Below are 23,129 nucleotides of genomic sequence, written 5' to 3'. Positions count from 1 at the left end.
ACGCCTTCTATTGATGATCATCTTATGAGCAAGCAACCCTTGATTCTTGTTCGACCCTATACGCCGACCGATATGGCGATTCTTGAACAATCGTATGACGTACACCGTTTGTGGGAAGCATCCGACAAGGTAAGCTTCCTTCGGGCTGTCGGGCCAGGTGTGCGCGTGCTGGCGACGGATGGAGAGCACGGCGTCGACGCGGCGACAATGGATTTGCTCCCGGATCTCGAGCTTATCGCGAGCTTTGGCGTCGGGCTTGACGCAATCGACCTCGCGCACGCACGGCACCGCAATATCCGGGTGACTCACACGCCAGATGTGTTAACCGAAGATGTCGCGGACATGGCGGTTGGCTTGTTGCTCGCATGCGCTCGCCGTATTCCGCAGTGTGATAGCTACGTGAGGCAAGGGCGCTGGCCCGAGGGAGGCCCGGGGCTGACAACCCGCGTATGGGGCAAGCGTGTTGGCATATTGGGGCTCGGCCGCGTGGGGCGCGCAGTGGCAAGGCGAGCTGAGGCATTCAGGCTTGATGTCGCATATCACGATCGATGCCGTTTCGACGATGTGCCATATCGCTATTTTGACGATGTGGTCGCGCTGGCTGCTGAAGTGGACTTCTTTGTGATCTGTGCGTCCGCTGATGCTGACACGCGCGGGCTGATCGGAAAAGCTGTGCTCGACGCCTTGGGACGCGACGGAATGTTAGTGAATGTGGGCCGGGGTGCAATCGTGGACGAGCCTGTCTTGCTAACGTACCTGCGAGAGCGTCTGATCGCCGGAGCCGCGCTTGACGTCTTTCACAACGAACCCGATATCGCGCAGGAGTTCCGCGAGCTGGACAATGTGATTCTGCAACCGCATCAAGCGAGTGCAACGAGAGAAACGCGCGCCGCCATGGGGGCTCTCGTACGCGAAAACTTGAGTGCTTACTTCGCAGGTCGCCCGTTGCTTACGGAAGTTGCCGTAGCAACGAGGTAGGCGCGGCGGGCACGCGCGTGGCCACGCCACGCTTATGCGCTCGGAAATCAAGAGCCGTACCAATGCATCGGGTGTCGCGCCTCAATCCGATCGACTGAAAATTTTGAAGGAACGTGCGTACCATGACGACAGGAAAACATCTGTCGGCTGCCACGGGGAGTCTTCCCCGCCTGCGTAGCCGTCGCTGGTTTGACGATCCCGCCGATCCAGGCATGACCGCTCTGTACATCGAGAGGTACATGAACTTTGGTATCACCCGCGCGGAACTGCAGTCGGGCAAACCGATTATTGGCATCGCGCAAACCGGTTCGGACCTTGCGCCATGTAACAGGCATCATCTCGACCTGGCCAAGCGAGTCAGGGACGGCATCCGTGACGCAGGTGGAATTCCCCTCGAATTTCCTGTGCATCCGATCCAGGAAACCGGCAAGCGCCCGACGGCCGCGATCGATCGCAACCTCGCGTATCTTGGTCTAGTCGAAATACTGCACGGCTATCCCATCGACGGGGTGGTGCTCACGACCGGCTGCGATAAGACCACGCCGGCCTGTCTGATGGCGGCGGCTACCGTGAATATTCCATCGATCGTGCTTTCTGGTGGACCGATGCTCGACGGTTGGTACCAGGGGCGTCTGGCGGGCTCTGGCACAGTCGTGTGGGATGCGCGCAAGCGGTTCGCCACGGGCGAGATCGACTATGACGCGTTCATGAACATGGTGGCGTCCTCCGCACCGTCGGTGGGGCACTGCAATACGATGGGCACCGCGCTGTCGATGAATTCGCTCGCCGAGGCCCTGGGCATGTCGCTACCCGGGTGTGCCGCGATTCCCGCGCCTTATCGCGAGCGAGGGTGGATGGCGTATCGCACAGGGCAGAGGATCGTCGAGATGGTGGCCGAGAACCTGCGGCCGTCCGACATTATGACCCAGGCCGCGTTCGAGAATGCCGTGGTTGCCGCAGCGGCGCTCGGCGCATCGTCGAACTGTCCGATTCACGTAGTCGCAATTGCGAGGCACATGGGGGTAGACCACACGCTTGACGATTGGCAGCGCCTTGGGCCGGAGATTCCGCTACTTGTCGACTGCCAGCCGGCCGGTCGGTTTCTTGGCGAGGCGTTTCATCGCGCGGGAGGTGTGCCGGCGATCATGAAGGAACTGATGTTGGCGGGACGTTTACATACCGAGGTCAGAACGGTCACGGGGCGTACGCTGGCCGAAGACCTTGCGGCAGTGCCAGAGCCCGACCGTACGGTCATTCGTGCCTTCGGCAATCCGTTGAAAGAGGCGGCCGGGTACGTCGTCATGTCGGGCAACTTTTTCGACAGTGCCGTGATGAAGATTAGCGTGATCGATTCCGCTTTCCGCAAGCAATTTCTGTCTGATCCAGACAACCCGGATGTGTTCGAGGGTCGTGCTGTCGTGTTCGAGGGGCCAGAGGATTATCATGCGCGAATCGACGATCCGGAATTTAATATCGACGATCGCTCCGTTCTTGTTATCCGTAACTGCGGACCGGTCGGTTATCCGGGCGGCGCGGAAGTCGTCAATATGCAGCCACCCGCCGAATTACTCAAGCGCGGAGTCAAAACATTGCCGACAATCGGCGATGGCAGGCAGAGCGGCACTTCGGCGAGCCCATCGATCCTCAACGTTTCGCCGGAGGCGGCTGTCGGCGGAGGTATTGCGCTGCTCAAGACGGGCGACAAGATTCGCATTGATCTGAAATCGCGCAAAGTGGACGTGATTTTGCCGGAGGATGAGCTTGCCCGCAGGCGCGACGCGTGGGTCGCGCCGACGTTGCAGCACCAGACTCCGTGGGAGGAGATTTATCGCAGCCTGGTCGGGCAGCACGGCAGCGGCGCATGCCTGGAGCCAGCCACGCTGTATGTGAACATCTTGGAAACACGGGGTGAGTCGCGTCATAATCATTGACGCATTGACCAGCGCGTGCAACAAGGCGCGAACGGATCTACAACGCGATCCGCTAGCAGCGGCCCGAGCAAGCTCGCGATGCCATGCGCGAGCATATCTATAACTCCAGAATGCGCACGCTGGATGCTAGTTTTTCTCCGGCGGCGACGCGGAAGGGCGCGCCGACGCGAGGCCGAGGTGGTCCAACACACTCTTGACCACCTGGTTACGATCGTTGTCGACGCAGATCATGTGGTAGCTGTTCTCCAGCACTTCTAGTTGCTTGGGGGCATGGGTGAGCTGGGACATCAGGAACTGCGCGGATTTGAGCGACGTGAGTTCATCTTCGCGCGCATGCACGACCAAGGTCGGACACTGAATATGGTCCAGGTTGCGGGTGACCCATGCTCGCAACCGATCCACCTGCCTTACCGCTGCCAAGGGCACCCAGCCATAATGAAAGCTCTCGCCGGCGTCGAGCTTCTTTTTAACGATGGCACGCAGCAAGTTGTTTTTGATGCCGAACGGTTCTTCTTCCATGATCTTGATGCGGCGGCAGAAATAATCCAGCCGGCTAAGCGCATGGCGCACGCCGCGGTACCAGGGGGTAGACCACCCGTCGATATAGATGGGTGCGGCGAGCACGGCCAGCTTGCCGCGCTGGTGACGCACGCGCTTGGCGAGTTCGACCGCCAAGAGCGAACCCATGCACATTCCCACGATATGTACGGTCTCGTGGGTTTGCAGCATTTCCTGATACTTGTGGTGTACCGCCGTGAGCCAGTCTTCCGCGCTGACGTGTAGTAGGTCTTCTGGCCGGGTGCCGTGACCGGGCAGGGTCGGAGCCTGTACGTGTGTGCCCGCGCGTTGTAACGCCTTTAGCAGCGCGCCCAGATCATATTGCGTGCCGCCCAAGCCATGGATCAACAGCACGCCCGTAGCCGGCGAGGGCGTCTCATCGGTCTTGGCGTCGGTCATGGGATTCTGTCACTCGGCTGATTAAACCCGCCACGCGATACACGGAGTTATTGCTATCGGCGATGGCTGATCCAACATGGGAAATCGTGATCCAATCACCATCAGCATCGGCGAATCGATAGCGTTCGACAGGCAAGACAATCGGCGCCAGGGGATTCGAAAGTCGCTCTTGCAGCGCGGTCTGCAGCGCGGGCCGGTCGGCTTCATGGACACGCGCCATCAGGCTGTCGAGCGTTTGAATGCTGGCCCGTGGGATGCCCAGAACTGTCTCTACATCTCCCTCCCAAGAGAGAGTTCCTGCAGCCGGATCATAGACATACATGAGGTGTTGGCTGCCCACGAGCGCTGCTTCTATTTCAACGCTTCTGGCGTGCATGGCGTCATACGCCTTGCGGCTATGGGCGATCAATGCGGACATGATCAGTCCCAGAATCGCTGCCGCGCCGATGTAGACCTGTGCCTCGATCAGGCTGGTATCTCGGTAGGTATTCATGATCCCGAACGGACCCTCGCCCTGATTGGTCTGTTCTATCGCAATCAGGGCAAGAATCAGAATCCCGACCGTGGCACCGCTTTGATTCCATGTGAGCGCCAGCAGTACGACAAAAAGCAACGGCAGATAGGATAGTTCGTAGCGTGCGCTGCCCAATACCGCGATAGCGGTCGGACCATCGAACGCAATCGTGGCGGTCACCACCAATAACGCGAGCCAGACGGCGCCCATCGAAAATCTGCGCAGACTGGCGTCGCCAGAGATCTTCGGCTGGAATCTCGACCACGTGACCACCAACGGTGCGCCCACCAGACAGCCGACCATTTCGGCGACGGTCCAGACGGCCCACGAGGTCGTCGGCGTGAAGCCCGCTAGGGTCAGGCCTCCAATGCAAAGGCATAAACCGACGACGCCGGAGACGACAATCGCTCCAAAGAACCACACTAAGTTGCGCGGCGTCGCGAGCCCCTCCGCGCGATGCTTGACGCCCCAGCGCCAGAGTGCGGCGCCGCAGGGCAAGGCGATCATGTCGACCACGGAATAGAGCGCCGATACACTGATGGGACGATCACTGATCAGGCCCGCGGCAAAATGCAAGGCGCCCGCCAGCAATATCCACATAGGCCACTCGCGTCTGCGGCTGACCATCAGCGTACCAAACGCGATTCCCCCCGCCGGCCACAGCATATTAGAATAGCCGCGAGGGTCTAAAAGCGTCATGCAGTAGAACGCAAGCGCACCATAAACGCTCACAAAAAGGAGAATACGTAGTGCGCGAGTGTCGTTCATAAGGTGCAGCTCGAGGAAAGTATAGAAAGTCTCACGTTATATCCGCCAAAATAATTACCTTCAATTAGTCTTTACGCGAACGGCTGAGATAGCATGAGGTAAGGAAACATGCATTTCGATCAGACGAGTCTGCATCAAATGGTCCAGTTGTTCGATATAAGACCTTGCGACGAGGGACGGGCAGACACGCCGCCTCCGAGGGTAAATTGAATGCATTTATTATTGAACTACGGCAGTACGCAGCAACTCTGGCAAGGGCCTAGCTGTGCTCTGGGCGATTAACACATGGAATAGATGATGAGCCTGTCGGCCTTAGATATTGTGATCGCGGACGACCATCCGATTGTTCGCGTCGGAGTAAAAGCGTTTCTAGCGGAACAGCCCATACGTTTCCGGTTGGTTGGCGAGGCGTCATCAGGTGGGGAGTTGCTCGACGTTTTGCACAGTACGGAGCACGTCGACGTCGTCATCACGGACTTTGCCATGGACGATGGTGGGCAGGACGGGCTGCGATTGCTGCGCCGCCTGCGTCAGCTGTACCCATCCATCCGAATCGTCGTATTGACTATGCTGACCAATGCCGCGCTGATCCGAAGCGTTCAAGCCCTGGGCGTACGCTGCATCGTGGGCAAGCGCGGACTACATGAGCACCTGGCGCTCGCGATCGAAGCCGCCATCAAGGATCGTCCTTTTCTGTCTCCCGAGTTGGCGACTCTGCTCGAGGAAACCAGCGAAGCGCAAATCAACTCTGACTGCGAAGATGCGCAATCGGTGCTGTCGCCCCGGCAAATCGAGACGCTGCGGTTCCTGCGCAGCGGTATGAAAGTGTCAGAAATCGCCGCAGTGCTAAACCGCAGCAAGAAAACCATTAGTGCACAAAAAAAAGCTGCTATGGCGAAATTGGGCCTCACGAATGACGCCCAGCTGTACGAATATCTGCAGAATAATTTCGAGCGCTAATTCAAACTGCCCGCGGATGCCGTCACTCGCGCAATTAGCTCCGATAAGCTTTGATTGAACGCGATGACCGCCGCGATCGCGTCATGGTGGTCTTTGTCCAAGGCGCGTTCGACATTCTCCGCCTGGTCGGTCAGCTCGTTCAAACCTAGTATCGCCAATGGGCCAGCTTGCCTATGCACCCATCTGCGCATCGCGTGGCGGTCGTCGGCGGCTAAATGTTTCTCCAGAACGGATTGATCCGCGCGAATTGCCTCGACAAACTCCAATACCGTCTCTCGTGGTAAAGTCACCGAGTCGCTGACACGAATGTTTGATGCGATGGCGGGTGGCTGAGCCGCGAGCTTATTGAACGCATCGCTAAAGTCCTTGATTTTGGCTGGCTTCAACAGGAGCGCAGTGCTTGCTTTGCTGCCTGCCGGGGTCTCTGGTACGGGTAGGGGGGTCGCCGACAACAACAAGACCGGCAGCTGCCGCAAGGCCGGTACGTCCGATTCGCGCAGACGCTTCAAGAGGGCCAGCCCGCCTAATCTCGGCATATGACCGTCGGTAATCAGCACATCAAATTTGCCACCACGGATCAAAAACTGCCATGCTTGCTCTCCGTCCTCACACGCGGTTACATTGCAGCCGAGCTTTTGCAATTGGCTCACGAGCAGGCGTCGACTGACATCGTGATCTTCCGCGACTAGTACATCGTAGGCGTAATTTTTTACCTCGGTCTGGGTTGCTGGCGCTGCCATCGAGTCGCTGTCATGTCCTTGCAGACAGGCTAAGAGCTCTCGCCATTGCAATAGTGACTCATCGATATGGAGGGTGACTGCCTCGGCCCGATCCGACGCGCGAACAACGAGGGCCGACTCTCCCGCGTGACAGGCGAACTCAATCCAAGACGCGTCGTGAAGCGCCTCAGCGCGCGATCGACCACGCACCCGCGACGTGCACCCCAGTACCTCCATACAACGATGCAGCAGTTGATCTGTCTCTGCATCGTCTATCGCAAAGTAGATCTCGGCATAGGGCACGCTGTCGATCAATGCGCGCTTTTCAATCGGTAAGTTCAGCGTTAAGGTCGCCTGCGCCCCGCATGCCTGCGGCCCCGCGCGCAACGTGATCTCGCCACCCATCGCATCAGCAATTCTGCGGCAAATCGACAGACCAAGCCCGGTGCCGCTAGGAGCATCGCCAGCATCGTGCCCATGAGGGCCCTGCGTATACGGTGCAAAGAGTTCCTCGGCGGTCGCGTCGCCCAGGCCTATGCCCGTATCGGTGACCATGACCCGTACGGTGGTCATGTCGGCTCCAGCCAAGGCGGCTGCACCAGTGATACTCACTGCCACCTCGCCTTCATTGGTGAACTTGATCGCGTTGCTAACCAAGTTCGATAGGATCTGGCGCAGACGTAGTGCATCGGCGCGCACCAGCCAGGGCACACCTTGGTCCACGCGTAGTGTCAGCGACAGGCCCTTGGAAACCGCCGAGGCATTAAATAGCAGGACGACATCAGCCGCTATCGCCCGCAGGTCGACCGGCTGAATATCGAGCTGCAGGTGGCCCGCCTCAATCTTCGAGATGTCCAAAATCTCGTCGAGCAGACGCCGCAAATTGCTCGCCGAATCGTCGATGGTTGCCAACATAGACGCCTGCTCGGGCGGGAGCTCGCTGCGACGGATGAGCTCCAGCATGCCTATCACCCCATTTAATGGCGTGCGTATCTCGTGGCTCATCGTCGCCAAGAAGTGGGCCTTGCTTTGAGCGGCTTGCTCGGCAGCGTCCCGGGCCAGTTGCAACTCCACCGACTGAAGCTTGATGTCGGAAATATCCACCCAATAGCCGCACCAGACAACCGCGCCGTCTACAGAACGGGTAGGTACGGCGTTGCCCCTAATCCAACGCAGGGTTTGCCCGTCGCGGCGCACGCGAAATTCCAGCAAGAACGGCTCGAACTTTTCTACCGCCTGTTTTTGGGCTGCTAGAAAGGAATCCAAATCGCGTTCATCAATGCTCTCGAGGAACAGCCAGGGATTGGCGCGCATTGTTTCCGGCTCCAGACCCCATATGTCCGCAGAATTGCCGCTGACGTAATCGAATGCCAGATCGTCTGCGCCTTCTTTGCGCGCTTGAAATACCACCGCGGGCAGATGTCGCGTGACGGCATTGAGCTTTGCCTCTGCCTCGCGCCTTTGCAAGGCCTCTCGGCGATACTTCACAAAGGCGAAAAAGAGCGCGCTGAGAATTAATGCAGCGGCCAGCCCCGCAGGCAGCAAGGTCTCCGCAACACGGCGCCAGTTGACCTTTGACGGGTCGTAGACGACTGCCGTCCAGGAATTCAGAATTTGCCGCCTTGTGGTGTCGGGAATGGCATCCAGCGTGCGATCCACCAACGGCATGAGCCACGCGTAGCGTTCCGAGACAGCGACGCTCAATGGCAAGACGGTGCCCGCTTGGCCGGCGATCTGGAGCGAAAACTGATAACGCCCTCGAATCAGCGCATCAACGACCGCCACGTTGCCTACGTAAGCATCTGCGTGGCCGTCTCGGACCAGATCCAAGCCCTCGATGGCGTTTGCGACGCCATATATGCTGGCCCCGGGAACCAAGTTGCGAAGTTTCTGCTGGGTGAGCTCCGGCGCGGCAGTCAAAATGACTTTGCCAGCCAATGCGCTGGCCATGTCCGGGCCATTAGGATGCGACCGGGTGACAAACACTTCGGGCAACATCAAATACGGTTCACTGAAGAGGAATCGACGTCCGGCCGAGTGATACGGGCTCATGAGCGGAATCAGATCGACCTCGTTTTTGAGCATGAGCGACTGCAGGTCCATCATGCTGTCCGCCTTAACGAGCTCGACCCGCATGCCCAGCGTTTCGGTCAGTATTCTTAAGTACTCTCCCGCGATTCCGCTTACTTCGTCACCGTCTAGAAACGAAAGCGGTCGCCAATCTGGTACATAGCCGACACGAATAACCGGCATGTCGCGCAGCCGGTTACGATCGGCCGCCGACAGGTGGATCGTACTATTCAGTGTCTCCAGACCATGGCTGGTGGGCTCCCTGTCCGGCTGGGAAACCCGTACCAGCACCACCGCGGCGACGGCGCAAATACTTATTATTATTGACCATAGCAGTGAACGATTCATCTACGTGGTGCAGCCGAAAAGGGGCGTGCGTGGAATACGGGTCGGATACTGCTAATGGGCTGTCACCGCCGCGTTCTAAAGTAAAGCCGTACAAATTACAAACAAAAATACCGGGGTCAAGATCGACAGCCAGCCAATCAGCTCAAGCGTGTAGCGCAGATGCGATAGCTTTCTCCTGGTCCGGTGCCGGACTGTGAAAAAATATAGCGCGGCACCGACCGCCAATATCAACAGTACGCAAAAAGCGATCGACATGATGCGGCGCTCCAGGCCTTATACCACTCATCACTGGTCATGAGAAGTCTGGCGTCCATGGGCCTTGCCCAAGGATCCATACCAAGCGACAAGGGTTTAGCCCAGCTGCTCCGCGCTCAAGCCTAAAAGCGAAGCGATGAAGATTTTTATTTCCTTGCTGACGCTGGCGAAGTTCGATTCCAAAGCGTGATAGGTGTCGACATTGATTTTTGCGCGTTTGGCCACTTCTGCTTTCGATAACCACAGATATTCTCGCCACGCTCGGGGCAGGGACCATCCATGGCGCACGGCTAAATAATGAACTTCCTTCGGAATTACTCCACCACGCGGAATGTCGCCGGGGCGAGCTCCGCGTACCAGCCTGCCAAGTTGAATTTGCGCCTTTTGTGTCAGCAAACCTTCTAGCGGTATAGGGCGTTCGGAATGGACCGACTTGGGCAAGGCGAAGTCCCCTGCTCGCAACGACGGGTATTTGCCATGGACACTACCGGGCCCAGAATGAAGGGGCGGATTCATTACTCTCATTTAGTCACCTCCGTTCGTTGAGTTCAATGGCTGAGGAAGCCACCTCTCAACGATATCCACCGCCTAGTACCCCATAGAATAGGATTTGTCTGAAAACGAACGCCCGATCGCGCGTGGAGAACGTGGCGGTGGCACTAAAAATGTTGTTGTCGCCCATACGGACGACAGACGACCACGGCGCATAACGCCGCGGGTGGGCCAGAACCCGGCTAAGCATTGCCTTTTGAGGACTGCTGTTGCATACGCAGCTGCTGATAGCGCGCGAACTTGTCGCGATATTCGCGGCTTTCGATGTCGGGCGTCTGTTCGCCGTGCCATTCGTCCGCCAAGCCAGCGGAGCGCCATGCAGCGAGATCGGCTAGCACTTCCGATCGCGTCATCGTGGACTGCGTGGGAGGCACATAAGTCTGCTCTTCGGCGTGCGCCGCAGTGCCGATAGTGAGGGTGGATAGGGTCATCGCGACGATAGCGAGTTTCTTCTTCATGGGCAATCTTGATAAAAATAGGTCTATCTTGGGTTGTTCTGCAACTAATCGCCCAGGCGCCTGTTGGTACGAACGTCTGGGCGAGGTGCCTTCGAGGATTATTTCTTCATTCCGTCTTGAGACATTGCTCCTTCTTTCTTCATCGAATCTTTGGACATTTCGCCCTTGGACATGCCGTCCTTACCCATGGTGCCCTTGGACATACCGCTTTTCGACATGCGGTCTTTGGACATGCTGGCTTTATTCATCTCGCCCTTTTTCATGCCGTCCTTTGACATGCCTGCGTGTTGAGACATGCCTTCTTTGGACATCCCGTCCTTATGCATTCCGTCGGCGGCAAACGCGCTGCCGGCGGCCATGGCCATGCACAACGAGACTGCATAAATTGCGCTTTTTTTCATGGTGAAAACTCCAGTGTGTTGCGGCGCTGCCGCGGGTTGAAAACTTGTCAGCTGCCGCCGAACCAGTTGTAGCCTTGGTCTTCCCAATACCCGCCCGGATACGTGTTGGTCACGTAAATAGCGTGGATATGCTTGGGGTTCTTGTAGCCAAGCTTGGTTGGCATGCGCAGCTTCATGGGGAATCCATATTCGCGCGGCAGAGGCTGCCCGTCATAGGTCAGGGCGAGCAAAGTCTGCGGGTGCAGGGCGGTAGGCATATCGATGCTGGTGTAATAGTCATCAGCGCACTTGAAGCCCACGTATTTGGCTTGCAGATCGGCGCCCACGGTGCGCAGAAAATCCGAGAAACGCACGCCGCCCCATTTTCCGATAGCGCTCCAGCCCTCTACGCAAATATGGCGCGTGACCTGATCTACTTGGGCCATGGCGCGCAGTTGTGCCAGTCGCCAGGGCCGTTTGTCGGCAATCAGGCCGGAAAGCTCCAGGCGATAGTCGGCCTCGTTTACCTGCGGCGCGTCCTCGATTCCGTAGTAGGCGTTAAAGGGAAACGGCCGCGTGATCATCGAGTCGGGATAGGTGGGAGCCAAGCGATTGGGATCGAAGATCCAGCCCTGCACCCGGTCATTAAAGCGGGACACGGTCACCAGAGCCTGCTCGACACTGTTTTCATCGCTCAGGCTGCAACCCGATAAGAGAGCCAGCCCACCCATGCTCAGCGTGCGTTGCAAGAAGGCGCGGCGCGTGGGTTGCTCGATGCGTCGGGACAGCAGCTTGCGCGCCTCTTTCAAGATCGCTGGGGCGTCCAGGCCGGGTGAGGTGGAGCGTTTTCGTATGCTCATTCTATGGTTCTCCTACTTACCACGGATCATGGCCGCCAGGGTGCGCGGCACCAGTGCTACCATCAGGACGTGGACCAGGATGAACGCGCTTAAAAACGCCATGGCAATGAAGTGAATGTGTCGCGCGGTCTCATAGCCACCCAGCAGCGCGCGCAGTGTGTCGAACTGCACTGATTTCCAAAGCACCAGACCAGACAGCACCAGCACGGCGATATTGAGCATGGCGAATAAATAGGCCACGCGCTGTACGGCGTTGTAATGGCGAAGGTCGACATGTGACAGTCGGCCGCGCAGCGCAGCGGTAAGGTCTATCGCGAAGGCACGAAGCGAGAGGGGGAAGAAACGGCGGACAAGACGACCGCTGCCTACATTCATGGTCAAGTAAAACAGCCCGTTGGCGGCGAGCAACCACATGCCAGCAAAATGCCACTGCAAGGCACCTCCCAACCAACCTCCCAGGGTCATGCCCCCAGCAAAGCGAAACTCGTATAACGGTGACGCGTTATAGATACGCCATCCGCTGGTGATCATGATCGATACCGCCAGCGCGTTTAGCCAGTGTGTGATGCGTAGCCAGACCGGATGAATGTTCCGCGTGCTCGCGGCCATGCCCGTCTGTGAGTAAGGATGCAGTGGAGTTGCCATGGGGGCATTTTTGCCCGCGGTTGATAGCGAAGTCCTCACGTAAATTTAAATTAAATGTGATAACTCCTCGGCCGTAATTGGCGACAATAATAGGCATCCCATTCGTGTGAATTGCCACCATAATGTCCAAGCGCATACTGATAGTCGAAGACGATGCTCACATCGCGGACCTGCTCCAACTGCACCTGCGCGACGAAGGTTATGCGGTCACGCACGCAGCCGATGGCGACGCTGGCCTGCGCCAGCTGGGATCGGGGCACTGGGATGCGCTGGTCCTGGATCTGATGTTGCCCGGTATTGATGGGCTCGAGATATGCAAGCGCGCTCGAGCCGCGGCGCGCTATACGCCCATCATTATCGCCAGTGCACGCTCCAGCGAGGTGCATCGTATTCTTGGCCTGGAACTCGGCGCTGACGACTACCTTGCCAAGCCGTTCTCGATGCTGGAGCTGGTGGCCCGCATCAAGGCGCTGCTGCGCCGGGCGAACGCGTTGGAGCGTAATGCCCGCCTGGATGCCGGTCGTCTGGAAGTGGCGGACTTATCGATCGATCCTATCGCGCGTGATGCGGTCGTCGGTGGACGACTACTTGATCTGACGCCGCGTGAATTCGATCTGCTGTATTTGTTTGCGCGGCATCCGGGCAAGGTTTTCTCGCGAATGGACCTGCTCAACCAAGTATGGGGCTATCAGCACGAAGGCTACGAGCACACCGTGAACACCCACATCAACCGGCTGCGCGCCAAGATTGAAGCATATCCATCAACGCCCAGCCGCATCCTGACAGTTTGGGGTCGCGGCTATAAATTTGCTGTACCGGACGATGGAGAATCCTGATGAAACAACTGACGTTGACTCAGCGGCTCTCGGTTGTATTCGCGCTGTTGTTGTTGGCATGCTGCGGCGCTACGGCATGGCTGTACGTGGCTGCTAATGACCGGTATCAGCAAGAGGTCGTACAACAGTTGTCGAGCGATCTGGCTCGGCACATTGCGGACAGTCGCGCGCTTATGGACGCCGAGGGATGGAAGCCGGAGTCCGTGCGCACGTTGTTCGCCCAACTAATGGCCGTCAATCCCTCTGTCGAAGTCTATCTGCTGGGCAGCGACGGCCACATTGAGGCCGAGGCAGCGCCTCTCGGGCGCATTAAACAGAGCAAAGTCGATCTGGAACCGGTGCGACGATTTCTAGACGGCGACCCCTTGCCCATCCTTGGGGTGGATCCGCGGCACTCAACGCTGCGCAAAGTGTTCAGCGCCGCGCCGATCCGTGTCGACGGACAAGATCGCGGTTATGTCTATGTCGTGCTGCAAGGAGAAGCCCATGACGCCCTGGCCGCGAAGCTGTCGGGCAGCGCCGTTCTACGCACGACGCTGCTGTCGATTTTGCTGGTTGGACTGCTGGGGTTGGCCGCCGGCTTGGTGGCGTTTGCGTTGATCACGCGGCCCTTGCGTGCACTGACGCACACGGTGCGCAATTTTGATGGCGATGGTGCCGCCGCTGCCGCGCTGTACCGGGCCGGCGATACCGAAGGGCGCGCCGATGAAATTGCAGTGCTGCGACGCGCCTTCTCACAAATGGGGCAGCGTATTGCCGAGCAGTGGCGTGAACTGACACGCCAGGACCAGCAACGGCGCGACCTGATCGCCAACATTTCGCACGATCTCCGTACGCCGCTGACGTCGCTGCACGGCTACCTGGAGACCTTGCGATTTAAAGACGATGCACTGCGCCGTGACGAGCGTCGTCGTTACCTGGATATCGCCTTGGGGCAAAGCCGCAAGGTCAGCCGCCTGGCGCAGGAACTGTTCGAACTGGCGCGTCTCGAGTCCGGCTTGGTGCAGCCGGATCTCGAGACCTTTGCGCTGCAGGAGTTGGTGCAGGATGTCATCCAGAAGTTTGAACTGGCAGCCGAAGCGCGCCGCCAGCGCTTGATTACGGAGTTTCCGCGCGATCTGCAGCCCGTGCGCGCGGATCTGGGGATGATTGAGCGGGTGCTGACCAATCTGCTCGACAATGCGATCCGGCACAGTCCTCCGGGCACCTGTATCCAGGTACGGCTGGGCAGTGCGGGCCAGGCAGTGGAAGTGCGCGTCAGTGACAATGGCCCGGGTATCCCGACGGCGCTGCGCGAGGGCTTGTTCACGCGTGCGTCGGCGCTGGGTCAGCAACAACGCGAGAGCGGTGGGCTCGGGCTGGTGATCGTGCAGCGCATCTTGCAGCTGCATCGCAGTGAGATCCGGCTGCTCGATGAACCGGGTCAGGGAGCGGTGTTCTGGTTCGCGCTACCGACGACACACTCACCGTCTTCGGCTTAGAAAGACCATCTCCCGAATGCAAAGAGGACATTGCCAGCACCCGCACCGCCAGGAATATATGTCGCGTACAACGCCGCATCTCGGTAGCCGACGGATACCAGCGGCAATACGCCGGGAAAGGGGATATAGCTGAAGATATCCTTTCGGGCCGTGAGGAACACCGTGTATCCAGCGCCCAGGCGCCAGTTATGTGGCAAGTGGGCCACCTTTAGGAAGCCGTACCCGGCAATGGGCTGCACGTTGCGATGCGAATCGAGAAACGCCATCGCGTACAGCCCCTGCCAATCACCGTCCTGATCGTAAATGCTTCGTCCGTATCCGCCGCCCCAAGCGGTTTCATTGAAGCTGCGTATCTTTTTGGCGCTATAGGCGGACCGGTTATGCCAGGCCCATCCGCTCAGGTACAGATCGTTTGAGCCTGTGGTCCAGATATGTTGGAGATGGTCCCCGGTGCGTTGTAACCAGTTAGTCGACGCGTCTTGCGCTTGGCTGGAAACTGGCATCACGGCACATGCCCAGATTAGAAATCCAATCAGTGCTTTTCTCACGAAAGGGTTCCTCAGAAAATCGATGTAAACGCGAGCTGGGCCGCCCGGTGGGCGCTCAAGCAGCCGCGCAAATGAATGGTTAGTTGCAATAGGGAATCAACCCGCCCCTCGCTGTTCAGAAGGGGATCGTTTTGACCGGGCATCATGCTCGCAGAGCATGCAGGCCAGAGGATGAGATCAGTCTCATTGGTGCCGGTGACCTGCATCTGTACCGAAGAGGCGGCGCATGCGCTGAATGGGACCAAGATGGCGCACGATAGGACGAGAGGAAAAAGTTCGATGCATGGTTTGGCCACACCGAAGCGATATCACGCCGTGAGCGTCATACCGACATCAATGCACAGTTGGGTTCGTTCAGACTTAAGAATGGCTTCAGGCGACATGGTCGCAGCGCACACTGTTCAAGTCGATGAGACTAGTCTCATTACGAAAAGGGATTCCTGTTTAGTAGGGCGCTGTTGGTCTGGGCGCCTCGATTGATCGGCCACGCTTTCGCATGCGTTGTTTATCTATATGGCTCAAAGCGAGACGAGTCTTATTGAGCACCGGCCTTGATCTGGAGAGCATGACGTCATGCTCGGGCACATTGCCCGGACATAAATTTATCTCCGTAAGGAACTGCTCATGAAACGTACGTTGTTATCTCTGGTCTTTGCCACTGCCCTTGCGGCGCCCATGTTCGCCTCGGCTGCTTCGGCGGTCCAGATGGGTGTGAAGGGAACAATTTTCCCTGGCGCTTGCGATATCTCCATGCCAGCGGGCTCGACGGTGAACATCGGGCGCTACGCGGTAGGGGCTCTAAATAAAGATAAGGCGAGGATTTATTTCGGGGGTTGGCCGCTGAACTTTCAGGTTACCTGCCAGGTGCCGACAATAATCGGTATCAAGACCATTGATGAGCGTAGTGGAACGGCCGTTACCGATGCGACTCCAGACGCGCCAGCAACTGGCTTTGGGTTGGGTAAAGCCGGTAACACCAACATAGGGATGTATCAATTTTTATTCTCTCAGGTGACGGCTGACGGAGAGAAACTACGAGCAAGAACCTTTGCCCCGGGGAAAAGCGTTCCGGAGCGCTCAACTTATGCGGTTCCTGGCGGGACAATGAAATTTTTAACAGAAGAGAGCCAAGAGCAGACCCCGCACAGGGTCTACGAAGGCCAAGTGGGAATGGCTGTGTATTTAGAAAAAGGCAGCGCATTTCATATCACCGAAGAGACGCCGATTGACGGTTTGGTCACGTTCGAGCTTGTCTACGAGTAGACGGTCCCTTGTTGTTCGTCAGCAGGGCACCACAAAGCGAGACAAATCTTATTGAGAACCCGGTTCTTTCCGCAGAGCATAACGCCATGCTCGAGGCACTGTGCCCGGACAGAAATCATCTCTCTAAGGATTGCTCCATGAATCGTACGTTGTTGACTCTACTTTGCGCTGCCGCTTCCGCGGCGCCGCTGCTCGCCTCGGCGGCTTCCTCCGTTCAGATGGACGTGAGAGGCACGATTTTCACTGGCGCCTGCGACATCTCCATGTCAAAAGGCTCGGTGATTGACGTGGGGCGTATTCCCGTAAGCCAACTGAACGCAGACAAGTCTACGAGTGTCGGTCCGGGTGGATTGCTGGGTAGAGTCGAGATTACCTGCCCGGCACCCACGATCGTTAGTATTAAGACAATCGATGAACGAAGCGGCACGGCAGCTGTGGACGACGTGTCGGTGCCTCAGATCTACTTTGGTTTGGGAAAAGCTGGTGCCGTCAACATAGGTCGGTACCACATCATGTTCTTAAACTCGCACGTCGATGGGATCGATGCCGATGTATCGCGCATTGATCCGGGCAAGGGAGTGTCGAAAAATGATCCCTACTCCGAGCCCGGCTCGAGATTTGTATATCAGACACGATCGGAGACGGCCCCAGCACCGCACAAAACGTACGACTCGACGCTCGGGGTGCATGTTTCCGTACAAAAAGCAAGCGCGCTGCATATCACCGAAGAGACACCAATTGATGGCCTGACTACGTTCGAGCTTGTCTACGAGTAGGCTTGCTTCCATTGGCGCATCGCGTGCTTGTCACGGTTGCTGTGCGTAGACCTTAAAGGCAGTTGCGTGGATCTCGGGCATAGCGATCTGCCGACGGGATGCCTCGAGAATAGGACGAGTCGGTGTCTGCGATGTGCGTCTGCAGGGCTCAAAACGAGACACGTCTTATTCGAAACGAGATCCTGTCTAGAGAAAATACTTGCATGCCGAAGTCGTTATACCGACAGGCATATTCACAAACCCTCTAGGAATTCACATGAAACGTACTTTGTTATCTCTCGCACTTGCCGCTACAGCGCTTTCGCCCATGTTGGCCACGGCGGCGTCATCGGTTCAGATGAAGGTAACTGGCACCATCTTTCCTGCCTCTTGCGAGATTACTATGCCTGGTGGCACGACGGTGGACTATGGGAAGATCGCCTCCGGCTCGTTGAGTCAGGATAAGGCGACGCTGCTTGGCGACGATGTTCGCGCGAACATTCAAGTCTCGTGCGATGCGCCGACAATGTTTGCGATAAAGCCCACTGACGCGCGCTCAGGGACTGCGATCGCGAGCACCGGAAAAGATAGCACCTACTTGTACGGATTGGGCCAGGCCGGCGGCGTCAATGTAGGCGCCTATACCGTCAGCTTTGTCAACGCGAAAGGCGATGGCAAGACGGTCAATGTCATTCGCATGGATGAATCCGGGAAAAACCCTGCCAAATTCGCGGAAGTTTTACCCAACAAATTGTCCGGGTTTGGGGACGGCAGCGGCAGCGAAGTGGTGCCACATAAGCTCGTCACTACCGACGTGAAAATGGCCACCTATGTCGAAAAAGCCAGTGCATTGCCTCTGACGGGCGATATCAAGCTTGATGGTCTGACGACCTTCGAACTTGTCTATCTGTAAGCGGGTCCCAAGGCCTTCGCGCCGCGAGGTTGCTACGGTCAACGCTCATTGAATCCGGGCAACCTCTTTCCCCTATTTCGTATCTCGATGGCCTTTATCAAGGCCGGCGGGGCCGTGCGCGCGCCAATTTCGGCTCGTTGAAAATTGTGCAACGGGCCTCCGCGAGATCGCTCTTGCAATCTGTCCCGGTTGGTCCGGGATTCGGAGACTAAAAAAATGAATACATCACGCAAATCGATACTACCACTGGCAGTACTGCAAGCGTCGATGGCCATGCTCGCCATGACGTTCGGCGCGCCGCAAGCGCAGGCCGCAGGCATGCGCCCCGAAACCTCTGTGGTCATTGTCAGCGAAGGCGCTGGCGAGGCCAGCATGACTGTTCAAAATACGGATGCTACCCCCGCGCTGCTTTACACCTCTATTCAGGGAATCCCGGAAGATGATGAAGACTTGTTGATCGTCACACCCCCCGTTGCACGGGTTGAAGGCGGGCAATCCCAACTGGTGCGCTTCATCGTGAACTCTCCAGAGCCGTTGAAAACCGAACGTCTGCGACGCGTGATCTTTGACGGCATTCCGCCTAAAGACAATAAAGCCGGCGTACGGATCAATATGAACTTTCGGCAGAACCTGCCCTTGATCGTACGACCCGCCGGCCTGGCAGTGGACCCAGAGCCGTGGAAGCGCCTGCAATGGACTTCAGACGGCAAATCGCTGACCGTAAAAAATCCGAGCTCGTACGTCGTGAGGCTAAGTCCCGGCGCTTCGTTGGAACCCTCGGGCGCGAAGTTGAATTTAGGTCGTACCTATATCCTGCCAAATCAGTCATTCAGCTATCCCTTGCCAAGCGCGCAGGGCGGACAGCCGGCGAGCGTGCGATTTACCCCCGCCACGACTTACGGTTTTTCGGGCGGCACCTATGACGCCAAGCTGACTACGTCAGCGTCCCACTGACGATAACTGACATGGGACATCTGATCGATCTGCACCCTCGAGTGCGCGCCATCAAGCCGAACGTTGGCCGTTGCAAGCAAGGCCAAACTTGGCGACGCGCGCGCGGATGTACGCTGGCGTCGTTGTCCGCGAGTCTACTGGTGTTGAGTTTCACCGCCGGCCTCGTGCACGCAACTCCCGCTACGGTGGAATTCGACTCGGACGCGCTCAAGAGCCGCGGGCTGAGCACCGAGGTAGGCGAGTACTTTAAACACGGGGCCCGATTTCGAGAGGGTGTTTCCAGTGTGACCGTGTTCGTCAACGATCGGCGCATCGGTACAGTGAAGGCGCGCTTCGATGAGCACGGAGACGTTTGCCTCGATCAGGAATTCCTGGATAGAGCAGGCCTACGCTTGCGCTCCCCCTCGTCAGCCGATAAGAACGGCACGTGTACGGAGTTTTTGAATCAGTATCCGACGACGATCATCAAGCCCAATCCTGGGCGCGATGAAGTTCGGCTGATCGTACCGACCGAGTCCATTCGATCAGAGGTTGAGCCACACCGCAGCTACGCGACAGGCGGTACGGCTGCGATGTTGAACTACGACGCCCTGGTGACTCATAGTCAATATCGGGGCGGATCTCAACAGTTTCGATACTTGCAATCCGAGGTGGGCTTGAACGCGGGCGATTGGGTGTTGCGCAGTCGCCAAAGTTATGTCGAGAGCTCGGGCCGCACGCGTTTCGACCATTTGTATGCATATGGGCAAAAGACCTTTACCGATCTGGGCCAGATTTTTCAGGCAGGCCAGATCTCCATCGCGAACTCCTTGTTTTCGAGTGACAGTATCACCGGCGTACAGTTCATGCCCGAGCAGGCGTTGCAGGAAAGCCGGCGTGCGCGGCCTTCGCTAGTCAACGGAATTGCCAATTCGCCGGCGCGCATCGAGGTGCGGCAGAACGATACGCTGATCTATTCCACCGTGGTTCCCCAGGGACCTTTTTCGCTGACGGATATCCCCGTCTTGAACCGATCGAGCGATCTGCACGTCTCCGTCATTGAAAACATTGGTGCTAGAAGAACCTTTGTCGTTCCCGCGGCCGAACTGACCTCGGGAAACCTGGGGGGTGTGCCCGGCTATTCGGTCGCACTGGGGCAGTATCGGCCCTACGGCTCAGGTTCGAACACGCGCAAGCCCTTGCTGGCTACCGGAACGGGTACATGGTCGCTGGATAACAAAACCGATATCACCGCCGGCGTCATGGCCGCGTCGGATTATTACGCTGCCGGCTTTGCAGCGAATCGCAGTCTGACGCCTGGGACGAACATCAGCGCGCGGCAGGTGGCGTCCTACGCGACAGACAAGCATGTGGGTGGCGCGCAGACGAGCGTGTCGCTCAGCACGCAAATCACGCAGAGCATCTCGGCCGGGCTGGGCGGCACCATTCAAACGTCCGGCTACCGTGATTTATCGGACGTGGTCACGGATCAGGGCCCGGGCAAATGGTATCTGTCCCGCAATCGCACGCAATTTACCGGCTCGTTGGGCTGGTCCGACGAAACTTTCGGCAGTGTGACGGGCTCGTATTCGAGATCGACGACCTTCGACGGCCGCCAAACGCAATTCATCACGGGATCTTGGACCAAAGCTTTCAAAGCCGCAACGGTATCGCTCAATCTTCAGCATAGTACGGGCGGGAGATTCGCGAGCGGCAATACCGCGTTGCTCTCTGTGAGCATTCCATTCGGTGGACGCTCGGTGCGTACGTATGTGGACCATACTGATGGACGGATCCGTACTGGCGCCGACGTTAGCGAGCAGGTCAACGACTATGTCGGCTACTCACTCGCGGTTGAACGCGACCAATCGGATAGATCCACTAATGTATCGGGCAATCTGAATCTGCTGCCGCGCTACTTCCAAGCCAACCTCGGTGTGGCCAGAAACGGCAACACCAGCACGATGTATAGCGGCCAAGTGCGTGGCGGGGTTGCGGTGCATTCTTCAGGTGTGACGCTATCGCCATATCCTATCTATGACACATTCGAGATTGCGAAAGTCGGCGACCTGTCGGGCGTGAAGATCGCCACTTCGCAAGGCCCTGTCTGGACCGATATGAAAGGGCAAGCGGTCGTTCCCAATCTGGCGCCTTTCCAAACCAGCCGCCTGCAAGTGTCGACCACGTCCCTGCCGCGAAACGTCGATTTGAACAATGGCTTTCGCGAGCTTGAGGCGGCGAGAGGAACGGTGCAGCATGTCGACTTCGATGTGATCAGCACCCGGCGCGTACTCCTGAATACGAGCATGTCCAACGGAGGCGTGCTGGCGAAAGGAACCTCGATCGTGGACGCCAAAGGGAACTTTGTGACGGCCGTACTTAACAACGGCAAGATTTTTCTTTCCGATGCCAATGCGTCGACCGCTTTGCACGCAGAGCTGTCGAACGCGAAACAGTGCGAGCTCGTATTTGATCTCGGCGCAAAGCCGAATATGGACAAGTACTTCGAAACCGCGGATGCGGTCTGCCGCTTACCCGCGCAAGGATAATGACATGAGAATCTTTCACCTTCTGACACGCGGCACGTCTCACGTAAAAGCCCGCGTACTGAAGTTCACGTTGCTGACGGTACTATGTACGACCAGCGTTGCAAGCCTGGCTCAGTCGTCGGCATGCTCGTTGGAGATCAGCGATCGGATCGTCGATTATGGGTCGATCGCTCGCGTGGAGCTGCTCAGTCGCGAGCATCAAGGCAAAGCGGCGCTTGGCGAGCGCGTAGTGACATTATGGGCTCGATGCGAGTCGCCGCAACGGATCGGACTATCCTATAACTCGGCGTCGGCCGCACCAACCGACAGCAAGGTCAACGTGAGCCTGCGCATCTTGAACGCGCAGCTGGATGGAAAGTCCATATCATTGGTGTCCAACAAGGACCCGGACAAAATTCTCACGACATTGACCGCGGGAGATCGTGTCCAGCCTCAATATCTGGAGCCCGGAAAAACCCTCAGTATTCAGCTTGAGCTCAACACTGAAGTCAGTACGGCACCGGCTCCGGGAAATCGCTCGAACAAATGGGAGGATACGTCCGTATTTCAGCTGTTTACGCCTTAGCTTGACGCAGCCGAACGCCGAAGGCTACGCGGTACTCTACCGCGTCCCGGGGCCGTCGTACTTTCGATACAACGATCAACCCTTGCTCAAGAGCGATCGCAACGTCGTGGACCAGGATAGTTCCAACACAACGCGGCTATGGCACGCGTTCGAGGGCACGCAGTCGGCTCGGCCGAGCGTGGTGGTGTAGTACTTCAAGCCGGCTTTCAGGTCTGGCGTAATGTGATAGTCAATGCCCGCGTCGAACCAGTTGTAGCTGTGTGGCGCGTCGTGGCCGGTGAAACGCGCAAGGCCGGCCGACCCGGACAGCGAACACTGCGTGTTCAGTGGTTTGTCCAGCGTTAGCTCATACACGTTTTCCTTACTATCGGCGTTGTAGTAATTGGGGGAGTGGTAATAGTTCAGTGCCGCGGTAATTCCCAAGGGCAAGTCCGTTTCCGCGCCTGCCTTGTATTCCCAATAATCCGAACTCGCCTGGTGCGTGAAGTGCACACGTAGCGCATTAAAGTCAAATCGAAATGGCCCATATGACGGACTGACGCCCACTAAGTAATCCGTCTCGGCCGTGATCGGATCGTGGGCGCCGTAATCCCGGTTCATCCAGATCGCGCCGGCATATAGCGGTCCCAGGCTGGTGACAGCCTGCGCCGTCATGCCGGGTTTTCCACGCGTTTGAGACTGCCCGCGGAACATGCTGTCGCTAGCGAAATCAGCCGCGATGGCGAGATCTGGCTTCCAGTATGACGCCGGCTGCGTGTTATCGCCTTGCGACTGGGCATGAGCGTATGATGAAACGCTTAACGCGAGTCCTGACGCCATTGCGATGTAGCTAGTGCGCATATGCAATTTCCTATGCGGGAGGGACGCCATGCCGGCGCCGAAGTCTGGCGG

The 23,129-nt window shown here is 57.7% G+C and carries 21 protein-coding genes; 11 read left to right on the top strand and 10 right to left on the bottom strand.

Going from position 1 to position 23,129, the window contains the following annotated elements; all coding sequences use genetic code 11:
* Positions 1–24 precede the first annotated feature (24 nt).
* Together GOQ25_RS13440 and GOQ25_RS13435 are read left to right on the top strand one after the other, a co-directional pair.
* On the top strand, positions 25–978 hold the full coding sequence (locus GOQ25_RS13440) for a 2-hydroxyacid dehydrogenase (protein ID WP_160350992.1): 954 nt from the start codon (positions 25–27) through the stop codon (positions 976–978).
* A gap of 122 nt (positions 979–1,100) precedes the next feature.
* On the top strand, positions 1,101–2,909 hold the full coding sequence (locus GOQ25_RS13435) for an IlvD/Edd family dehydratase (protein WP_160350991.1): 1,809 nt from the start codon (positions 1,101–1,103) through the stop codon (positions 2,907–2,909).
* A 126-nt stretch (positions 2,910–3,035) separates the two neighbouring features.
* Here GOQ25_RS13435 and GOQ25_RS13430 read toward each other — a convergent pair whose 3' ends face one another.
* Positions 3,036–3,866, bottom strand: coding sequence for a carboxylesterase (locus GOQ25_RS13430; protein ID WP_160350990.1), 831 nt, complete (start codon positions 3,864–3,866; stop codon positions 3,036–3,038).
* Positions 3,844–5,148, bottom strand: a complete 1,305-nt coding sequence (locus GOQ25_RS13425) for an MASE1 domain-containing protein (protein WP_160350989.1) — start codon at positions 5,146–5,148, stop codon at positions 3,844–3,846. Before GOQ25_RS13425 ends, GOQ25_RS13430 begins: the two co-directional genes overlap by 23 nt.
* A gap of 294 nt (positions 5,149–5,442) precedes the next feature.
* On the opposite strand from GOQ25_RS13425, the gene GOQ25_RS13420 reads away from it, so the two are divergent.
* Complete coding sequence (locus GOQ25_RS13420) at positions 5,443–6,108, top strand: response regulator transcription factor (RefSeq protein ID WP_160350988.1); 666 nt, start codon at positions 5,443–5,445, stop codon at positions 6,106–6,108.
* Here the strand turns inward: GOQ25_RS13420 and GOQ25_RS13415 are convergent.
* The 6 genes from GOQ25_RS13415 to GOQ25_RS13390 all read right to left on the bottom strand — a co-directional run bounded on the left by GOQ25_RS13415 (position 6,105) and on the right by GOQ25_RS13390 (position 12,395).
* A complete protein-coding gene (locus GOQ25_RS13415) occupies positions 6,105–9,245 on the bottom strand; it encodes an ATP-binding protein (RefSeq protein WP_160350987.1) in 3,141 nt (1,046 codons plus the stop codon). The genes GOQ25_RS13420 and GOQ25_RS13415 overlap by 4 nt on opposite strands.
* A gap of 351 nt (positions 9,246–9,596) precedes the next feature.
* Entirely contained in the window at positions 9,597–9,896 is a 300-nt protein-coding gene (locus tag GOQ25_RS13410) for a helix-turn-helix transcriptional regulator (RefSeq protein WP_160350986.1), read from the bottom strand.
* Positions 9,897–10,234: 338 nt separating this feature from the next.
* A complete protein-coding gene (locus tag GOQ25_RS13405; RefSeq protein ID WP_160350985.1) occupies positions 10,235–10,510 on the bottom strand; it encodes a DUF4148 domain-containing protein in 276 nt (91 codons plus the stop codon).
* A 98-nt stretch (positions 10,511–10,608) separates the two neighbouring features.
* Positions 10,609–10,911, bottom strand: coding sequence for a pentapeptide MXKDX repeat protein (locus tag GOQ25_RS13400; RefSeq protein ID WP_160350984.1), 303 nt, complete (start codon positions 10,909–10,911; stop codon positions 10,609–10,611).
* A 47-nt stretch (positions 10,912–10,958) separates the two neighbouring features.
* A complete protein-coding gene (locus GOQ25_RS13395; protein ID WP_160350983.1) occupies positions 10,959–11,750 on the bottom strand; it encodes a molybdopterin-dependent oxidoreductase in 792 nt (263 codons plus the stop codon).
* Between the two features lie 12 nt (positions 11,751–11,762).
* A complete protein-coding gene (locus GOQ25_RS13390) occupies positions 11,763–12,395 on the bottom strand; it encodes a cytochrome b/b6 domain-containing protein (protein ID WP_160350982.1) in 633 nt (210 codons plus the stop codon).
* 122 nt (positions 12,396–12,517) lie between these two features.
* On the opposite strand from GOQ25_RS13390, the gene GOQ25_RS13385 reads away from it, so the two are divergent.
* Both GOQ25_RS13385 and GOQ25_RS13380 read left to right on the top strand, forming a co-directional pair.
* Positions 12,518–13,231, top strand: coding sequence for a response regulator transcription factor (locus GOQ25_RS13385; RefSeq protein ID WP_160350981.1), 714 nt, complete (start codon positions 12,518–12,520; stop codon positions 13,229–13,231).
* Entirely contained in the window at positions 13,231–14,712 is a 1,482-nt protein-coding gene (locus tag GOQ25_RS13380) for a HAMP domain-containing sensor histidine kinase (protein ID WP_160350980.1), read from the top strand. The genes GOQ25_RS13385 and GOQ25_RS13380 overlap by 1 nt, the downstream gene beginning before the upstream one ends.
* Here GOQ25_RS13380 and pagP read toward each other — a convergent pair.
* Entirely contained in the window at positions 14,709–15,215 is a 507-nt protein-coding gene (gene pagP / locus GOQ25_RS13375; RefSeq protein ID WP_160351004.1) for a lipid IV(A) palmitoyltransferase PagP, read from the bottom strand. The genes GOQ25_RS13380 and pagP overlap by 4 nt on opposite strands.
* A 669-nt stretch (positions 15,216–15,884) precedes the next feature.
* Here pagP and GOQ25_RS13370 point away from each other — a divergent pair.
* From GOQ25_RS13370 to GOQ25_RS13345, 6 genes are all read left to right on the top strand, one after another.
* The gene (locus GOQ25_RS13370; RefSeq protein ID WP_160350979.1) at positions 15,885–16,523 is read left to right on the top strand and encodes a DUF1120 domain-containing protein; all 639 of its coding nucleotides are present in this window, start codon (positions 15,885–15,887) and stop codon (positions 16,521–16,523) included.
* 137 nt (positions 16,524–16,660) lie between these two features.
* Positions 16,661–17,299 carry a DUF1120 domain-containing protein gene (locus tag GOQ25_RS13365; protein ID WP_160350978.1) on the top strand — a complete coding sequence of 213 codons (639 nt, stop codon included), beginning with the start codon at positions 16,661–16,663 and terminating at the stop codon, positions 17,297–17,299.
* A 256-nt stretch (positions 17,300–17,555) separates the two neighbouring features.
* The gene (locus tag GOQ25_RS13360) at positions 17,556–18,191 is read left to right on the top strand and encodes a DUF1120 domain-containing protein (RefSeq protein ID WP_160350977.1); all 636 of its coding nucleotides are present in this window, start codon (positions 17,556–17,558) and stop codon (positions 18,189–18,191) included.
* 216 nt (positions 18,192–18,407) lie between these two features.
* Positions 18,408–19,145 (top strand): fimbria/pilus chaperone family protein, encoded by a 738-nt coding sequence (locus GOQ25_RS13355; protein WP_202109451.1) that lies wholly within the window; start codon positions 18,408–18,410, stop codon positions 19,143–19,145.
* A gap of 11 nt (positions 19,146–19,156) precedes the next feature.
* Positions 19,157–21,673, top strand: coding sequence for a fimbria/pilus outer membrane usher protein (locus tag GOQ25_RS13350; RefSeq protein WP_160350976.1), 2,517 nt, complete (start codon positions 19,157–19,159; stop codon positions 21,671–21,673).
* Between the two features lie 4 nt (positions 21,674–21,677).
* Positions 21,678–22,238 (top strand): DUF1120 domain-containing protein, encoded by a 561-nt coding sequence (locus GOQ25_RS13345; RefSeq protein ID WP_160350975.1) that lies wholly within the window; start codon positions 21,678–21,680, stop codon positions 22,236–22,238.
* 75 nt (positions 22,239–22,313) lie between these two features.
* Here the strand turns inward: GOQ25_RS13345 and GOQ25_RS13340 are convergent, their stop codons facing one another.
* Positions 22,314–23,057 carry a TorF family putative porin gene (locus GOQ25_RS13340; RefSeq protein WP_236844573.1) on the bottom strand — a complete coding sequence of 248 codons (744 nt, stop codon included), beginning with the start codon at positions 23,055–23,057 and terminating at the stop codon, positions 22,314–22,316.
* Positions 23,058–23,129 lie beyond the last annotated feature (72 nt).

The sequence above is a fragment of the Bordetella sp. 15P40C-2 genome (assembly GCF_009763235.1).
Classification (GTDB): domain Bacteria; phylum Pseudomonadota; class Gammaproteobacteria; order Burkholderiales; family Burkholderiaceae_B; genus Bordetella_A.
Note: the sequence above shows the minus strand (reverse complement) of the source record. Positions and strands in the feature narration are given on the sequence as shown.

Bases quoted from the DNA above. Each gene is read 5' to 3' on its own strand.
- GOQ25_RS13440 (WP_160350992.1), top strand. From the start codon at position 25: ATGAGCAAGCAACCCTTGATTCTTGTTCGACCCTATACGCCGACCGAT.
- GOQ25_RS13435 (WP_160350991.1), top strand. From the start codon at position 1,101: ATGACGACAGGAAAACATCTGTCGGCTGCCACGGGGAGTCTTCCCCGC.
- GOQ25_RS13430 (WP_160350990.1), bottom strand. From the start codon at position 3,866: ATGACCGACGCCAAGACCGATGAGACGCCCTCGCCGGCTACGGGCGTG.
- GOQ25_RS13425 (WP_160350989.1), bottom strand. From the start codon at position 5,148: ATGAACGACACTCGCGCACTACGTATTCTCCTTTTTGTGAGCGTTTAT.
- GOQ25_RS13420 (WP_160350988.1), top strand. From the start codon at position 5,443: ATGATGAGCCTGTCGGCCTTAGATATTGTGATCGCGGACGACCATCCG.
- GOQ25_RS13415 (WP_160350987.1), bottom strand. From the start codon at position 9,245: ATGAATCGTTCACTGCTATGGTCAATAATAATAAGTATTTGCGCCGTC.
- GOQ25_RS13405 (WP_160350985.1), bottom strand. From the start codon at position 10,510: ATGAAGAAGAAACTCGCTATCGTCGCGATGACCCTATCCACCCTCACT.
- GOQ25_RS13400 (WP_160350984.1), bottom strand. From the start codon at position 10,911: ATGAAAAAAAGCGCAATTTATGCAGTCTCGTTGTGCATGGCCATGGCC.
- GOQ25_RS13395 (WP_160350983.1), bottom strand. From the start codon at position 11,750: ATGAGCATACGAAAACGCTCCACCTCACCCGGCCTGGACGCCCCAGCG.
- GOQ25_RS13390 (WP_160350982.1), bottom strand. From the start codon at position 12,395: ATGGCAACTCCACTGCATCCTTACTCACAGACGGGCATGGCCGCGAGC.
- GOQ25_RS13385 (WP_160350981.1), top strand. From the start codon at position 12,518: ATGTCCAAGCGCATACTGATAGTCGAAGACGATGCTCACATCGCGGAC.
- GOQ25_RS13380 (WP_160350980.1), top strand. From the start codon at position 13,231: ATGAAACAACTGACGTTGACTCAGCGGCTCTCGGTTGTATTCGCGCTG.
- pagP (WP_160351004.1), bottom strand. From the start codon at position 15,215: ATGCCAGTTTCCAGCCAAGCGCAAGACGCGTCGACTAACTGGTTACAA.
- GOQ25_RS13370 (WP_160350979.1), top strand. From the start codon at position 15,885: ATGAAACGTACGTTGTTATCTCTGGTCTTTGCCACTGCCCTTGCGGCG.
- GOQ25_RS13365 (WP_160350978.1), top strand. From the start codon at position 16,661: ATGAATCGTACGTTGTTGACTCTACTTTGCGCTGCCGCTTCCGCGGCG.
- GOQ25_RS13360 (WP_160350977.1), top strand. From the start codon at position 17,556: ATGAAACGTACTTTGTTATCTCTCGCACTTGCCGCTACAGCGCTTTCG.
- GOQ25_RS13355 (WP_202109451.1), top strand. From the start codon at position 18,408: ATGAATACATCACGCAAATCGATACTACCACTGGCAGTACTGCAAGCG.
- GOQ25_RS13350 (WP_160350976.1), top strand. From the start codon at position 19,157: ATGGGACATCTGATCGATCTGCACCCTCGAGTGCGCGCCATCAAGCCG.
- GOQ25_RS13345 (WP_160350975.1), top strand. From the start codon at position 21,678: ATGAGAATCTTTCACCTTCTGACACGCGGCACGTCTCACGTAAAAGCC.
- GOQ25_RS13340 (WP_236844573.1), bottom strand. From the start codon at position 23,057: ATGGCGTCAGGACTCGCGTTAAGCGTTTCATCATACGCTCATGCCCAG.